This window comes from Psychrosphaera haliotis (genome assembly GCF_009728465.1).
Lineage (GTDB): Bacteria > Pseudomonadota > Gammaproteobacteria > Enterobacterales > Alteromonadaceae > Psychrosphaera > Psychrosphaera haliotis.
In genome coordinates this window covers 291,668-307,432 of record NZ_WOCD01000003.1, presented here as the reverse complement: position 1 = coordinate 307,432, position 15,765 = coordinate 291,668, and the positions used below count along the sequence as shown (strand labels likewise).

Annotated in this window: 10 protein-coding genes, 6 tRNA genes and 2 pseudogenes; 12 read left to right on the top strand and 6 right to left on the bottom strand. The window is 39.8% G+C overall.

The window, feature by feature from the left end:
• The first annotated feature begins 41 nt into the window (after positions 1–41).
• The 12 genes and pseudogenes from GNP35_RS06255 (at position 42) to GNP35_RS06200 (ending at position 9,105) form a co-directional block, all read left to right on the top strand.
• Positions 42–118: transfer RNA gene (locus GNP35_RS06255), tRNA-Pro, on the top strand.
• Between the two features lie 33 nt (positions 119–151).
• Positions 152–228: transfer RNA gene (locus tag GNP35_RS06250), tRNA-Arg, on the top strand.
• A gap of 27 nt (positions 229–255) precedes the next feature.
• Positions 256–331: transfer RNA gene (locus GNP35_RS06245), tRNA-His, on the top strand.
• Positions 332–338: 7 nt separating this feature from the next.
• A tRNA-Leu gene (locus GNP35_RS06240) sits at positions 339–423 on the top strand.
• Between the two features lie 22 nt (positions 424–445).
• Positions 446–522 (top strand) — tRNA-Pro (locus GNP35_RS06235).
• 198 nt (positions 523–720) lie between these two features.
• Positions 721–2,026 (top strand): annotated as a pseudogene (gene tig / locus GNP35_RS06230) (trigger factor).
• Between the two features lie 92 nt (positions 2,027–2,118).
• Positions 2,119–2,757 carry an ATP-dependent Clp endopeptidase proteolytic subunit ClpP gene (gene clpP / locus GNP35_RS06225; RefSeq protein WP_155695313.1) on the top strand — a complete coding sequence of 213 codons (639 nt, stop codon included), beginning with the start codon at positions 2,119–2,121 and terminating at the stop codon, positions 2,755–2,757.
• An 81-nt stretch (positions 2,758–2,838) separates the two neighbouring features.
• Positions 2,839–4,113, top strand: a complete 1,275-nt coding sequence (gene clpX, locus GNP35_RS06220; RefSeq protein WP_155695312.1) for an ATP-dependent protease ATP-binding subunit ClpX — start codon at positions 2,839–2,841, stop codon at positions 4,111–4,113.
• A gap of 123 nt (positions 4,114–4,236) precedes the next feature.
• Positions 4,237–6,588 (top strand): endopeptidase La, encoded by a 2,352-nt coding sequence (gene lon / locus GNP35_RS06215; protein WP_155695311.1) that lies wholly within the window; start codon positions 4,237–4,239, stop codon positions 6,586–6,588.
• Between the two features lie 66 nt (positions 6,589–6,654).
• Positions 6,655–7,062, top strand: a complete 408-nt coding sequence (locus GNP35_RS06210; RefSeq protein ID WP_330997730.1) for an HU family DNA-binding protein — start codon at positions 6,655–6,657, stop codon at positions 7,060–7,062.
• 17 nt (positions 7,063–7,079) lie between these two features.
• Positions 7,080–7,156 (top strand) — tRNA-Asp (locus tag GNP35_RS06205).
• Positions 7,157–7,242: 86 nt separating this feature from the next.
• Positions 7,243–9,105, top strand: a complete 1,863-nt coding sequence (locus GNP35_RS06200; protein WP_155695310.1) for a SurA N-terminal domain-containing protein — start codon at positions 7,243–7,245, stop codon at positions 9,103–9,105.
• A gap of 85 nt (positions 9,106–9,190) precedes the next feature.
• Here the strand turns inward: GNP35_RS06200 and GNP35_RS06195 are convergent, their stop codons facing one another.
• The 6 genes and pseudogenes from GNP35_RS06195 to pspF form a co-directional block, all read right to left on the bottom strand.
• Positions 9,191–9,964, bottom strand: coding sequence for an ATP-binding cassette domain-containing protein (locus tag GNP35_RS06195; RefSeq protein ID WP_155695309.1), 774 nt, complete (start codon positions 9,962–9,964; stop codon positions 9,191–9,193).
• Positions 9,965–10,961, bottom strand: a pseudogene (locus GNP35_RS06190) (oligopeptide/dipeptide ABC transporter ATP-binding protein).
• 6 nt (positions 10,962–10,967) lie between these two features.
• Positions 10,968–11,861, bottom strand: a complete 894-nt coding sequence (locus GNP35_RS06185) for an ABC transporter permease subunit (RefSeq protein ID WP_155695308.1) — start codon at positions 11,859–11,861, stop codon at positions 10,968–10,970.
• On the bottom strand, positions 11,848–12,879 hold the full coding sequence (locus tag GNP35_RS06180; RefSeq protein WP_155695307.1) for an ABC transporter permease: 1,032 nt from the start codon (positions 12,877–12,879) through the stop codon (positions 11,848–11,850). The genes GNP35_RS06185 and GNP35_RS06180 overlap by 14 nt, the downstream gene beginning before the upstream one ends.
• Entirely contained in the window at positions 12,879–14,507 is a 1,629-nt protein-coding gene (locus GNP35_RS06175) for an ABC transporter substrate-binding protein (RefSeq protein WP_155695306.1), read from the bottom strand. The genes GNP35_RS06180 and GNP35_RS06175 overlap by 1 nt, the downstream gene beginning before the upstream one ends.
• A complete protein-coding gene (pspF, locus tag GNP35_RS06170) occupies positions 14,494–15,591 on the bottom strand; it encodes a phage shock protein operon transcriptional activator (RefSeq protein ID WP_155695305.1) in 1,098 nt (365 codons plus the stop codon). Before pspF ends, GNP35_RS06175 begins: the two co-directional genes overlap by 14 nt.
• Positions 15,592–15,765 lie beyond the last annotated feature (174 nt).

Below are 15,765 nucleotides of genomic sequence, written 5' to 3'. Positions count from 1 at the left end.
TGCCGCCCTGTCACGAGGCAACAAGTTCTCGAAACGAAAATCGGTGTTTAGCGCAGCTTGGTAGCGCACTTCGTTTGGGTCGAAGGGGTCGCAGGTTCGAATCCTGCAACACCGACCATTTTTTGTTTTGAGGAAGTAGCCCGTAGGTTATGCGCCCGTAGCTCAGCTGGATAGAGCAACGCCCTTCTAAGGCGTCGGTCGTAGGTTCGAATCCTACCGGGTGCGCCATTGTTTCGTTGACAAGTCTATATTGCGGTGATTGTAGCTCAGTTGGTAGAGCCCCGGATTGTGATTCCGGTTGTCGTGGGTTCAAGTCCCATCAGTCACCCCATCTTTTTGCGGGAGTGGCGGAATTGGTAGACGCGCTGGATTTAGGTTCCAGTATCGCAAGGTGTGAGAGTTCAAGTCTCTCCTTCCGCACCATTATCTACTTATATAATATTGTCGGTGTTTAGCGCAGCTTGGTAGCGCACTTCGTTTGGGTCGAAGGGGTCGCAGGTTCGAATCCTGCAACACCGACCATTATTATCATTGTTATTTCCGTTACAAATTCAAAAAAAATCAAATTTCTCTCCTAAGTGCACATTATTTATCCCATTTTGGTCCCTTTTGCGTGGACGATTCAATAAGACACAGCTATAATGCCGCGTCATTTTAAGAACAAAAATATTGGGCCCGAGATTTTCGTATTGGCCACAAATTTATTAATTGAGGTAGAACATGCAAGTTTCTTTAGAAACGACTCAAGGTTTAGAGCGTAAAATTACTATCACTGTTCCAGCTGATGCAGTTGAAACTCAAGTTAAAGCACGTTTACGTGAAGTTGGTAAAACAACTCGCATCGATGGTTTCCGTAAAGGCAAAGTTCCAGTTTCAGTTCTAGAGAAGCGCTACGGTCAGTCAGTATTTGTAGAAGTTGCTCAAGAACAGATGCAACAAAACTACATCCAAGGCATCATCCAAGAGAAAGTAAACCCAGCGGGCGCGCCTTTCTTTGAGCCAAAGAATATGAAACGTGGTGAAGACTTAGAATTCACTGCGACGTTTGAAGTATACCCAGAAGTTGCTTTAGACAATGTTGAAAAATCTCTGTTGAACGTCCAGTTGCTGAAGTAACAGACGCTGACCTAGACAACATGATGGTTACATTGCAGAAGCAACAAGCTTCTTGGACAGAAACTGACGCAGCTGCTGCGGAAGGTCATCGTGCAAATATCGATTTCATCGGTAAAATTGACGGTGAAGAGTTTGAAGGCGGAAAAGCTGAAGGTTTTGATTTAGAACTAGGTCAAGGTCGTATGATCCCTGGTTTTGAAGACGGCATCATGGGTAAAAAAGCAGGCGAAGAAGTAACAGTTAACGTTACATTCCCTGAAGAATACCATGCAGAAAACCTTAAAGGTAAAGAAGCTGAGTTCGCAGTAACTATCAACAAAATCGAAGCTCAAGAATTACCAGAGCTTAATGATGATTTTGTAACTAAGTTGGCATTGAAGAGGGCGGCGTTGACGCACTTAAAGCTGAAGTTAAAAACAACATGACTCGCGAATTAGGCCAAGCGCTTAAAGCTAAAGTTAAAGAGCAAGCTATTAAAGGTTTATTAGAAGCTCACGAACTAGAAGTTCCTAAAGCGTTAGTTGACCAAGAAGTAAATGCTTTACGTCAACAAGCTATGCAACGTTTTGGCGGCCAAATGGACGCGAGCAACATGCCTGAGCTTCCTGCTGAGTTGTTTGAACAACAAGCGAAAGACCGTGTACGCACAGGTTTATTACTTGGCGAATTCATTCGTACAAACGACATCAAAGCTGACGATGCAAAAGTAAAAGAAATCATTGAAACTCAAGCATCAGCTTATGAAGATCCTTCAGAAGTAGTTAACCACTACTACGGTGACGAGAAGTTAATGGAAAATATCCGTAACTTAGCGACAGAAGATCAAGCAATTGAAATGTTACTTGAGAAAGCCAAAGTTGAAGATAAATCATTCAGCTTTGACGAAATTATGAACCCTAAGCAAGCATAATTAAAAATCGCATTGACTTAAGGGTTGAATAAAGGATTTAATGGCTCGATATACATAAAGTATGTCGAGCCATTTTTGTTTAAGGAAGTTTTATGATTAACCACAATAGTAATGTGGCAGCTGGGTTTGAAGAACCAAGCAATGCATTAGTTCCAATGGTCGTTGAGCAAACGTCCAAAGGCGAACGTTCTTATGATATTTTTTCACGTCTTTTAAAAGAACGTGTCATTTTCTTAACAGGCCAAGTTGAAGATCAAATGGCTAATTTGATCTGTGCTCAGCTTTTGTTTTTAGAGTCAGAAAACCCAGATAAAGACATTTACCTTTATATCAACTCTCCAGGTGGTTCGGTTAGTGCTGGTTTATCTATTTACGATACGATGAACTTTATCAAGCCTGATATTGCGACAGTATGTATGGGTCAAGCTGCAAGTATGGGCGCATTTTTATTATCAGGTGGTGCTAAAGGCAAACGTCACTGTTTACCTAATTCACGTGTCATGATCCACCAACCGTTAGGTGGTTTCCAAGGTCAAGCTTCTGATTTTGAAATTCACGCTAAAGAAATTTTATATATTAAAGAAAAACTAAATCGTTTAATGGCTGAGCACTCTGGTCAAGACATTGAAAAAGTGGCTAAAGACACAGATCGTGATAATTTCTTAACGCCAGAAGACGCACTAGAATATGGCTTAATTGACTCAATTCTTACGCGCAGAGATTTAAAGTAAGTTTATTGGTTAACCTACTGGGTTAATACGAAATTATTGACTAACCTTAGGTTAGTCAAGCTAGCAAAGTGAGGTGACTCTATGTCAGAACCTACAGAAAATGACAGTAAGCTACTGTATTGTTCATTTTGCGGCAAGAGCCAGCATGAAGTTAAAAAACTAATTGCGGGTCCTTCTGTATATGTTTGTGATGAGTGCGTTGATTTATGCAATGACATCATTCGCGAAGAAATTAAAGAAATCTCTCCAAAAAGAGATGCAGACTCATTGCCGACACCAAGAGATATTTGTAACCACTTAGATGATTACGTTATCGGACAGAAACACGCTAAAAAAGTATTAAGTGTTGCTGTTTATAATCATTATAAGCGTTTACGTAATGCAGAGTCAGGTAACAGTGACGGCGTTGAACTTGGTAAAAGTAATATATTGCTTATCGGCCCAACGGGTAGTGGTAAAACATTGTTAGCGGAAACGTTAGCTCGATTCTTAGATGTACCATTTACCATGGCTGATGCAACAACGTTGACTGAAGCCGGTTATGTTGGTGAAGATGTTGAAAACATTATTCAGAAACTTCTACAAAAATGTGACTACGATGTTGAGAAAGCACAACGCGGTATCGTTTACATTGATGAAATAGACAAAATATCGCGTAAATCTGATAATCCTTCTATTACTAGAGACGTATCAGGTGAAGGTGTACAACAAGCGCTATTGAAATTAATTGAAGGCACAGTTGCATCAATTCCTCCGCAAGGTGGACGCAAACACCCTCAACAAGAGTTTTTGCAAGTTGATACGTCTAAGATTCTATTTATCTGTGGTGGTGCATTCGCTGGTCTAGATAAAGTAGTTAGTGCTCGCTCAGAAACGGGTACTGCAATTGGTTTTGGTGCAGAAGTTAAGTCGAGTAAAGATGAAACGACACTAACAGAGCATTTCCAAAATGTAGAACCAGAAGATCTCGTTAAATATGGATTAATTCCAGAATTTATTGGCCGTCTACCAGTTGTTGCAACTTTAGGTGAACTAGATTTGGATGCGCTCGTACAAATACTAAGCGAACCTAAAAATGCGCTTACAAAACAGTATGGTGCATTGTTTGATTTAGAAGGTACGGAACTAGAATTTCGAGAAGATGCTTTAAAAGCTATAGCTGCTAAAGCAATGGATAGAAAAACAGGTGCTCGTGGTTTGCGTTCAATTATTGAAGCAACCTTGCTAGATACCATGTATGAACTACCTTCTATGGAAGATGTTTCTAAAGTTGTTATTGACGAATCGGTCATTGCTGGACAGTCAGATCCTATTTTGATTTACGATAATCAAAAGAGCCAAGCATTGCCTGAGTGATAATTAATCAATCGTCTATAAAAAGGAGTCATTTGGCTCCTTTTTTGCTTTCAACAATTGAACTTTTTATCAGTCGCCCCATATACTTAATTATTACTTATAGAATGCAGAGAACTCATTAATATGACGCATGACGCAGAACTTTCAAACATTCCAGTGCTAGCATTAAGGGATGTTGTTGTTTATCCCCACATGGTTATTCCCCTATTTGTTGGTCGGGAAAAGTCTATTGCATGTCTAGAACAGGCAATGGAAAAGGATAAGAAGATATTTTTAGTTGCGCAACTTGACCCAGCCAATGACGATCCTAAGCCTAAAGACATGTATAAAGTAGGCACGGTAGCAACCATTCTTCAATTATTGAAACTACCTGACGGTACAGTAAAAGTGTTAGTTGAAGGTAATGTTCGCGGCAAAATATTGCAGTTTACGGAAACCAGTGACTTTTTTGAGGCAGAAGTTGAGCCAATTGCTATTGCAATGGCTGACGAACGCGAAGAAGAAGTTTTAATTAGATCAGCAATAAACCAGTTTGAAGGCTACATAAAACTTAACAAAAAAATACCTCCGGAAGTATTAACTTCGGTAACAGGTATTGATGATGCTGATAGGTTAGCCGATACCATGGCATCTCATATGCCATTAAAAGTTGAAGAAAAACAGAAAGCCTTAGAAATTGAAGACGTTCATGCGCGTTTAGAATACTTAATGGCGCTTATGGAAGGTGAAATTGATCTACTTCAAGTAGAAAAGAAAATCCGTAGCCGGGTTAAAAAACAAATGGAAAAAAGTCAGCGCGAATACTATTTGAATGAGCAAATGAAAGCGATTCAAAAAGAATTGGGTGAATCGGAAGAGGGCGTTGATGAATTTGAAGCTTTAGAAGTGAAAATTTCTGAAGCCGGTATGCCGGAAGAAGCTGAACAGAAGACACGTGCAGAACTTAAAAAGTTAAAAATGATGTCTGCTATGTCAGCGGAAGCAACAGTTGTTCGTGGCTATATAGATTGGATGACAGGCGTTCCATGGAAAAAGCGCAGCAAAGTTAAGAAAGACTTAAATAAAGCGCAGGACGTTTTAGACTCTGATCACTTTGGTTTAGATAAAGTAAAAGAGCGTATTTTAGAGTATCTAGCCGTTCAACAAAGAACCAGTAAATTAAAAGGGCCTATTCTTTGTCTAGTGGGACCTCCAGGTGTTGGTAAAACTTCACTAGGCCAATCAATTGCAAAAGCAACAGGACGTAAATACGTTCGTATGGCGCTAGGTGGTGTTCGTGATGAAGCAGAAATTAGAGGCCATCGCAGAACCTACATTGGTTCAATGCCAGGCAAAATAATTCAAAAGATGAGTAAGGTTGGTGTTAAAAACCCATTATTCCTATTGGATGAAATAGACAAAATGAGCTCTGACATGCGTGGCGACCCATCGTCGGCGTTATTAGAAGTATTAGACCCTGAACAAAATGCTGCATTTAACGATCACTACTTAGAAGTTGATTATGACTTGTCAGACATAATGTTTGTTGCGACGTCAAACAGCATGGATATTCCAGGTCCTTTATTAGACCGTATGGAAGTTATTCGTCTGGCGGGTTATACAGAAGATGAAAAGCTTAATATTGCAAATCAACATCTTATCAGTAAGCAAATTAAACGAAACGGCCTTAAGGATAGCGAACTAACGCTAGAAGACAGTGCAATAATTGATATTGTTCGTTATTACACAAGAGAAGCGGGTGTTCGTAGTTTAGAACGAGAGATATCAAAAATTTGTCGTAAGGTAGTTACTCAAATCCTAACTAACAAAGATACTAAGAGTGTTGTTGTTAATGGGGATAACCTATCAGAGTATTCTGGTGTGCGTCGTTATGATTACGGCAAAGCAGATGAAGATGACCGTATTGGTCAAGTTACTGGTTTGGCGTGGACTCAGGTTGGCGGTGACTTACTGACAATTGAGTGTGCGACGGTACCAGGTAAAGGTAAACTGGTTTATACAGGCTCGTTAGGCGATGTAATGAAAGAGTCAATTCAAGCTGCTATGACTGTGGTGAAAAGCCGCGCAGAGGGTTTGAGAATAAACGCTGACTTCTCTGAAAAACGTGACATTCATGTGCACGTGCCTGAAGGAGCGACGCCAAAAGATGGTCCAAGTGCTGGTATTGGTATGGTAACGGCTCTTGTTTCTAGCTTAACGGGTAACCCGGTTAAAGCTGACGTGGCAATGACTGGTGAAATCACTTTACGTGGTGAAGTTCTAGCCATTGGTGGTTTAAAAGAAAAGCTTCTTGCGGCCCATCGTGGCGGTATCAAAACTGTTCTAATACCGCATGAAAATGAAAGAGATTTGGAAGAGATACCAGAAAACGTGAAGAAAGACTTAACTATTAAACCCGTTAAGTGGATTGATGAAGTGCTAGATGTCGCATTAAGTCAGCCAATTGAGCGTATTTCGACGGAAAATTGCGCATAAGTGAAGGTTTTTTTGTAAAAATCAAAAAAAAGGCTTTTCAAAACCTCCGACTGTGCTAGTTTATTGGTGCTAGGAGGGTTGGTTAGCCTACCTTCGCTAATAAAAATTAATTTCGAACGTTTATATAAACGGAATGAAAATGAGCCTAATAAAAATAATAAGGGCTCTAATAAATATAAAAACAATATAGGGGATGAAATTGTGAACAAGTCTCAATTAATCGAAAAAATTGCTGAAGGTGCTGACGTATCAAAGGCTTCTGCTGGCCGCGCATTAGACTCATTCATCGAGTCTGTAACAGGCGCTCTTAAAGATGGCGACTCAGTTGCTCTAGTTGGTTTCGGTACTTTTTCAGTACGTGACCGTGCAGCACGCACAGGTCGTAACCCACAAACTGGTGCGACGATTGAAATTGCAGCTGCAAAAGTTCCAGCATTTAAAGCGGGCAAAGCGCTTAAAGACGCGTGTAACTAATTAAAACTTTTTGATGGGGAGCGGTAGTTCAGTTGGTTAGAATACCGGCCTGTCACGCCGGGGGTCGCGAGTTCGAGTCTCGTCCGTTCCGCCAATAAAAAAGTTCAAGCATTAAAGCGCATCTGTTAAGATGCGTTTTTTTTTACAAACCAATTTCAAACTCAGCAAAGAGAAGTAATAATGCTAGATAGAATTAGAGAAGGTTCTCAAGGAATCGCAGCCAAAGTTATTCTTGGCTTGGTGATACTAACTTTTGCCATCAGTGGCATCGGTAGCTACATCAATAGTAAAGCTGATACTGCCGTTAAGTCAGTAAACGGTGTCGAAATCACACAAACTGCATTAGAGGAAGCGTTCCAAAATGAACGTAACCGCATGAAGCAACAATTTGGTGATGTAGTTGAGCAACTAATGGCTGACGAAAGCTACGTTGCTAATTTTAAAGCCGGCATCTTAGACCGTCTAGTTGTTGAAGAGTTACAACGTCAACAAGCCAAAGACCTTGGTATTCGTGTAAGCGACGAACAAATAAAGACAACGATTGTTGAAATGCCAGAGTTTCAACGTAATGGTCAATTTGATAACGAAGTATACTTAGCGCTTCTTCGTCAAGCTGGTTTTACGCCTTTACAGTTCCGTGATTACTTACGTCAACAAATGACGCGCTCTCAGTACACAGCTTCTTTAATGGGATCTGAATTTGTATTGGATCATGAAAAAGAGCAATACGCATCTCTAAATAATCAAACTCGTACATATTCGCAAGCACTTGTATCAAGCAAAACATTAGAAGCGAGTGTTCAGTTAACTGAAGAAGAAATTCAAGCTTATTACGACAACAACAAGTTTTCATATAAGACTGCGGACAAAGTAGCTATTGAGTACTTACTTATCGATGCAAACGCACTAGCAAACGCAGTAGATGTTAATGAAGAACAGCTAAACGAATATTACCAGCAAAATATTGTTGAATTCACACAACAAGAACAACGCCGAATCGCTCACATTCTTGTTGAAGCCGGTGATAATGCCCAACAAAAGATTGAAGAAGCAAAAGCTAAGCTAGATGCAGGTGACTCTTTTGAATCAGTTGTAAAAGCGTTTTCTGAAGATAGCTTCAGTGCAGAAAATGGCGGCGACTTAGAATGGTTTGAAAAAGGTATTTTTGGTGACGCATTTGATAGTGCGGTATTGTCACTAGAAAAGGCTGGCGATATTTCTGATGTGTTTGAGTCTGAGTCTGGTTTTCATATTGTTAAATTAACAGATTATGTAAAAGCAGAAACTACTCCATTTGAAGAAGTTAAAGAAACGATAGCATCACAACTTCAACAATTAAAAATCGATGAGCTGTATATAGAAGCGCAAACAAAAGTGTCTGAATTAGCCTTTGAAATTCCAGATACACTTGAAGATGCTGCAGAAGTTGCTGGACTAGAGCTTAAGAGTACAGACCTTAAAACAGCAAACGAGTTGCAAAGTATTTTAGGTTCTCAAATACCAGTATCAAAAGCATTTGATGAAACGTTTATCAGTGAAGGCTTAAATAGTGACTTAATAGAAATTAGTGACACTACTTCTTTAGTTCTTCGTGTAACGGATAATCAGCCTGCAAGAATACAGAAATTAGAAGAGATAAAGATCCGCATAGAAGCTGCACTTACACGCGAAAAAGCCGCTGAGCTAGCTTCGCAAAAAGCGCTAGAGCTTGCGGAAAGAGTTAAGTCAGGTGAATCAATTGCAAGTCTAGCTGACAATGCTGTAGTCGTAACAGAGAACACTGACATTGCTCGCTTTGATGCAACGGTTAATGCGAACATTCGTGATGCTGTATTTGAATTGGCAAAACCAGTAAACGGTCAAGCTGAAGTAAGCACAGTAGAAACGTCGAATGGTGACGCTGCGGTTGTATCGCTAACTTCAGTTAATGTTAAGCCTGCTGCTGTTGAAGAGCCAGTTGCAAACCAAGTGCTTAATGTAGTTGGTCAGCAAGCAATTAAAGCGCTGATAGAAGCAAGTAAGAACAACGCAGATATTGAGTAATTACGAAAGTATCTAAATAAAAAAAGACTCTACGGAGTCTTTTTTTGGTTTAGTTAACCCGTTCTGATTAGGGTTTATTGAATATTTACATATCCAGAGACTTTAATAACTTTTGAGTTTTTGGATGCTTCGGCGTTTCGAATACGTCATCTATGGTACCAGCTTCAATAATTTTTCCTTGGTCCATGATCATAATTCTATCACTCAGGTAACGAACCAATGATATTTGGTGTGATATGAGCACATATGTTAGTTGTAATGTCTCTTGTAGCTCTAAAAGCAGATTTATAACCTGAGCCCTTAGTGAAGGGTCTAATGGCGCTAGAGCTTCATCTATTATAACGACTTGAGGGTCTAAAATTAGCGCTCGAGCAATTCCAATTCTTTGAGCTTGTCCGCCAGAAAACATATGAGGGTAATACCCAGCGTGTTCAGGCAACAGGCCCACCTTACGTAAAGCATTGTTTATTCGTTCTAATCGTTGCTCTTTATTTAATCGCGTATTAAAAAGTAACGGTTGTTCAAGTTGGTCCCCAATTCGAACTGTAGGATTTAGAGACTTCTGTGAGTCTTGAAAAATCATCCTAATGTTTTGACAGAAAAACTTAGAGTCGTTCCAATTAATTTCGTCATCGCCTAAATATAATTTGCCACCATCGGGTAACTCAGCACCGGCAAGCAGTCTGCCTACCGTACTTTTACCAGAACCGGCTTCGCCAACAATAGCGAGTGTTTCTCCGCGGTGTAAATCAAATGAAACAGGGCCAATTTCTACAACACGACCTTTTTTAAACCAATTTGATTTATCTTTGTAAATCTTTTTAATTTCTCTGACTGAAAATAGAGGAATGGACTCCATTTACTTTATTTCCTCTATTAAAGGGTAATGACATCGAAACTGCTGACGCTTTATTTTTTGCTGCTCTGGCATTACAACACAGGCTTTTTGAGCATTAGGGCAGCGTGGCCCGAGTCGGCATCCAGCTGGTAGATGTTGCAATGTAGGGATTGTGCCTTTTAGCGTATATAACCTTTGCTTATTGTGCATATCAACTTTACTAAAGTCGGGTTTCACTATCAAACAAGGCCTTTGTATAAGGGTGTTTAGGCGCTGATAATAGTTTTTTAGTGGGCCCACTTTCAATTAATTGACCACAGTACATAACATTTATAGTGTCTGCCCAACTCGTAATCGTATTTAGATTATGAGTAATGAAAATAACCGCCATATCTTTTAATTGGTTCAAACTTTTAAGTAGTTTTATTACCTGCATAGACGTATTACTTTCGAGTGCGGTTGTAGGCTCATCAGCTATTAGCAACTTTGGCGCTTTGGCAATGGCCATGGCAATCATGATTTTTTGGCAAACACCCTCTGATAACATATGAGGGTAGCTATTAAAAATAGCAACGTGGTCTTTTATTCCTACTTTATGGAGCAGGTTGCTGCACTTTTTAACGCGCTGTTCTTTGTTACCGCCAAACCAACCTGCATAGTCGCTATCAGGTAGTGATTCCTCTAATTGGGAAAATATGTCTGCGGTAGGATCTAGGCATCGACGTGGCTCTTGGTAGATCATGGAAATATTGGAACTGATTATCTTTCGTCGTGCACTATCAGACATTTTATTAAGGTCTTCACCTAAAAAATGCAAACGGTCCGCTGAAACATTCCACCTGTTGTTTAATACACCTACTAAGGCCTTTGCAATTAAACTTTTACCTGACCCTGACTCTCCGATAAGGCCACTAACTTCACCCATTTTCATCGAAAAATTAGCAGACTCCACCGCTCGAACCGCTTCGTCGTTAGTTTGTAATTCTATGTTTAAGTTTCGGATATCTAATAAGCGCATAATTACCTACTGTAAACGGCGTTCTTTAAGAGCGCGACGCAATCCATCACCCACTATATTGACTGTTAAAATACATACAAAGAGCAGTAGACCCGGAAGCATAACCGTCCAAGGGCTAAGATAAAATACATCAATACTATCGGCAATCATTGTCCCTAGCTCTGGCTCGGGAGTTTGTGCCCCAATGCCAATAAAACCAAGAACAACAATATCTAAAATTGCAGATGATATGGCCATGGCGCCAAAAATCACTAACCCTTCAACTAAGTTGGGTATCAAAGCATACTTAAATAGTTGAAATTTATTTGCGCCATCAAGGCGATACGCAATAACAAAGTCTTTATTTAATAAGTCTGCCACTTCTGTGCGTACGTGGTGTATAAATTGAGGCAACATTGCTAATACAACGGCCCAAAAGGTGTTTGCGATACCAGGTCCAAGAATTGCCACGATAACAATAGCAATAAGTAATGACGGCATAATCAACGCGATATCAAGTATATGATTAAGTGCACTTGCTCTTATACCTTTGCTAAAGCCGGCTAGGGTACCAATGAACAACCCAATAGTAAGTGCTAACACGACCGCAATTATCGCTAGGCCAAAAGAGTAACTAATACCACTTAATACTCGAGACAAGATATCTCTACCCAGTGCGTCAGTGCCAAATAAGTAATTTATTTGACCATCCAAAGCCCATGCTGGGGGAACAAGTAATGCTTCTGGGTGTTGTTCATACGGAGAATAAGGGGCCAACAATGGGCCAAAAATTGACAGTATGAACATGACGATGAAAATCCAAAACGCAACAAGCGCAAAGTGATTCCGTTCAAATAAACTCCAAAGCTGTTTTAATGGAGAGTAATTGCTAGGCGAAGAAAAAAATCTAAATTTTGCCATGACCATGCCTTCTCGCCAGTGGATCAAAAATCATGTACACCACATCAAACAATATTGTGGCCACAAACACCATGCCTGATAAAACCATTAATCCACCTTGTATCGCGGGGTAATCTCGTTGGTGTATAGCGTCTACTAACCAAAGGCCAATGCCTGGCCACGAAAATATAACTTCGGTAACCATCGCTAGTGTTATTAGAGTACCAAAATGAATACCTAACATTTGAATTACGGGTAATAAACCATTTCTTAAGGCATGTCTCTTTAATACTTGGAAGTCGCTTAAGCCTTTGGCTTTTGCTGCCTTAACATAACTCGTATCTAAGACATTGTGCATTGATTGTCGTGTTGTTCTGATTAAAACGGTTGTTGGGTAAGCAGCTAGAACAAATGTTGGCATAATAAGGTGCGTGAGTGCATCAAACATTGCTTCCGCTTTATACGTGACTTCTGACATTAGAATATCAATAAGAATAAAACCTGTAGACACAGGAATGTCGTAAATTAGACTCAAACGACCAGATACCGGAAACCAACCTAGATTAATTGAAAATACCAGGATCATTATAAGTGCGAGCCAAAAGATAGGCATAGAAAAGCCGATTAATGATAACGCCAGTATAGGTTTATCTAACCAAGGTCGATCTGGGTTAGACGCGAGGATGCCAAGAGGAATGGCGACAATAAAACTATATAAGAGCGCGTACATAGCAAGTTCGATGGTGGCAGGTAATGCGGTAAACACTTGTTCAAAGATACTGGTGTTGGTTATGAAAGAAACGCCCCAATCGCCGTGAACTAAGCGCTCTATATAAGAAAAATACTGGAAAACGACATTACTATCTAAACGATACTCTTCTATTAAAATTTGATGTAGTTCGGTAGATATAGCTTGGTTTCCAGTCATGTTTGTTAACACATCACCTGGAAATAAATAGTTTAGTGAAAAGGCGAATACGGTTACACCAAACGTAACAAATATTAATAAGTAAAATTTCCGTAACATATAGTTCAACATTACGGTTTACCTTTTTGGGTCGCGGAAAAGTCAATGCCGCCGTAAGGGTTTATATTTACATTACTAATGTATTTATGTTGCACCTTATGTCTTGTTGCATGCGCAATAGGTACTAACGGAACTTGGTCTCTAATTACATTTTCAGCGTTGGTATAAAATACTTTTCTTTGAGCTTGATCAGCTGTAGATAAAGCTCGTTTAACATTGTGGTCAAATTCGTTGTTACACCACGCACTTCTATTGGAACCAGACATAGCCGCAGCACAACTTAATAGAGGCCTATAAAAATTATCTGGATCTGAATTGTCAGCTAACCAACCAATCAATACCGAGTCATGCTCCCCATTAGCCAATTTCTTTCTGAATGTGCCCCAGTCATAGGTCACAATATTGGCTTTAATGTTCAATTCTTTTAAACTTTGTTGGAGGATCTCCGCCATTTTACTGGCATTTGGATTATAAACGCGTTGCACGGGCATGGCCCAAATGTCCATTTCAAATCCATCAGGAAATCCAGCTTCAACTAATAATGCTTTTGCTTTCTCTAAGTTGTATTGGCTTACATAAGAGTCAGCATTATAAGCCCAAGAGGTTGGTGGTAGTAAACTTGTAGCTGGTTGAGCCAAACCAAAATAAACAGCATCAATAATAGCGCTCTGGTCTACTGCATATGATAGGGCTTTTCTAACTTGTGGATTGTGAAAAGGTGGGACTTCGGTATTAAATGCCCAATAACTCACATTCATTGACGTACTGTCTTTAATATCTATATCGCTGCGCTTTTCTAAAAAGCCCACATCTGAAGCGGAAGGGTAACCCAGCACATCGCACTCTTTGGTTAAGAGTTTTGCTAAACGAGTGGAATTATCTGGTGTGATATCAAAAATGATTTGTTCTAAATTTGACTCTGGTTGCCAGTAGTCATCATTTTTGGCGTATCGAATATAATGATCTCTCTTATATTCTTTAAATTTGAATGGACCACTGCCAATAGGCATCTGATCGATTTGTTCTTTGCGGTTTTCATTAATTAACTGCTCGCCATATTCTGCAGAAAGAATAACGGCAAAGTCAGTGGCCATATTCGCCAGGAACGAAGCTTGGGGATCAACCAACCTAAACTCTATTGTTAAATCGTCTACGACAATTATCTGTTCAATTAATTGGGATAAGCCAATGCCTTCAAAAAAGGGATATTGACCGCCACTCACTTCGTGAAATGGGTGGTCGGAATGCAGTATCCTTGAAAAAGTAAAAAGTATGTCCGAGCTGTTTAAGTCACGCGTAGGTGTAAAGTAGTCGGTGGAATGAAATTTAATCCCTTTTCGTAGATAAAAGCGGTACCGCATAGCGTCACTAGACACAATAACTTTGCGGGCTATATCAGAGACAACCTGACCTGAATCAGAGTCTATTTTAACTAAACGATTATAAATTTGCTGTGATACAGCGTCGATAGTCGTACCGCTGGTGACTAACTGCGGGTTAAATGATTCTGGAGAGCCTTCACTACAATACAGCAGGGTTTTAGATGCTAACCCTGAGTCTTGTTGAATATCACAAGCCGCTATGCTTGATACTCCAAGCATAATTAAGCAGCTGTTTAGTAAGCTTTTAATCTTCGCCATTACTGTCCAACAGATTGTACTTCTTTAAATAGCCACGTAACTGATGATAAGTAACACCAAGTTGTTCAGCAGATTTTTTTTGATTGTAATGACAATTAGCGAGTGCTTTTTTAATCAAATTAATCTCAAACTCCTGGCTGGCCAGTTTAAAGTCTAACGGAAAGGTAGGCTCTAATTCTAAAGGACTACTGGTTTGATTGACAGAAGCATTTACTAAATCATGACTAGAAGTTGCAACCACCGCTGGGCTAATGACCACGTCGGACTGTCTATCTTGAGTTTTTACACGTTGTTTAGGTCTATAAGGACTGTCAAAAGGGTCAATCACAATGTCGTGTACTGGAACGTGAGGGTTGGCCGCACGATAAACACTTCGCTCGACAACATTTTTTAGCTCCCTTACATTTCCTGGCCAATGATACTCCATTAAAAACTCTTTAGCTTTTCTCGAAAACCCGCTAAAAAGCTCCCAACCGAGTTCTTTTACCATCGATATTGCAAAGTGCTCAGCAAGGATCATTATATCCTCTCGACGTTCTCGCAGAGGAGGGAGCGTAATAACATCAAATGCCAGTCGGTCTAATAAATCTGATCTAAATTCACCAGCTTCAGCAAGCGCCGGTAAGTCTTCATTTGTTGCACAGACTAATCGAGTATCAACCTTAACGGTTTTTGAACCACCAACGCGCTCAAACTCACCATACTCAATAACTCTTAATAATTTTTCTTGAACTAACCCTGAAGTGTTTGCAAGCTCATCTAAAAAAAGTGTACCGCTATTCGCTCGCTCAAATCGCCCTTCATGGCGCTTACCAGCTCCCGTAAAGGCACCGGATTCATGGCCAAATAATTCACTTTCTAGAAGGTTTTCGTTTAATGCTGCACAATTAAGGGTAACGTAGTTCTGATCCCATCGGCTTGAAAGGTAGTGCAGTCGAGCTGCAATAAGCTCTTTACCCGTTCCTCGCTCGCCAATTATTAATACGGGCTTATTTAAGGACGCCAACTGTGAAACTTGCTCTAGTACTTCTAAAAACGAGTTTGCTTGGCCAATGAGGTTATCTTTCTTCCTAAAATGATTCATAGTTTCAACAGTTGGTTAAAATGACTAATTAGTAGTGTATTTTATATTCACTAAAACTAAAAGAACTGATTTAATAAAAATTAAACTTATATAAAACAGATGTTTGAGTTATTTTTAAAAACTGGCAAGATACCTGAATGTATTATCGCAACGTGACATTAGGTTACTGTTTAC

Excerpts from the sequence above, each read along its gene's own strand:
- clpP (WP_155695313.1), top strand. The coding sequence starts at position 2,119 with ATGATTAACCACAATAGTAATGTGGCAGCTGGGTTTGAAGAACCAAGC.
- clpX (WP_155695312.1), top strand. The coding sequence starts at position 2,839 with ATGTCAGAACCTACAGAAAATGACAGTAAGCTACTGTATTGTTCATTT.
- lon (WP_155695311.1), top strand. The coding sequence starts at position 4,237 with ATGACGCATGACGCAGAACTTTCAAACATTCCAGTGCTAGCATTAAGG.
- GNP35_RS06200 (WP_155695310.1), top strand. The coding sequence starts at position 7,243 with ATGCTAGATAGAATTAGAGAAGGTTCTCAAGGAATCGCAGCCAAAGTT.
- GNP35_RS06195 (WP_155695309.1), bottom strand. The coding sequence starts at position 9,964 with ATGGAGTCCATTCCTCTATTTTCAGTCAGAGAAATTAAAAAGATTTAC.
- GNP35_RS06185 (WP_155695308.1), bottom strand. The coding sequence starts at position 11,861 with ATGGCAAAATTTAGATTTTTTTCTTCGCCTAGCAATTACTCTCCATTA.
- GNP35_RS06180 (WP_155695307.1), bottom strand. The coding sequence starts at position 12,879 with ATGTTGAACTATATGTTACGGAAATTTTACTTATTAATATTTGTTACG.
- GNP35_RS06175 (WP_155695306.1), bottom strand. The coding sequence starts at position 14,507 with ATGGCGAAGATTAAAAGCTTACTAAACAGCTGCTTAATTATGCTTGGA.
- pspF (WP_155695305.1), bottom strand. The coding sequence starts at position 15,591 with ATGAATCATTTTAGGAAGAAAGATAACCTCATTGGCCAAGCAAACTCG.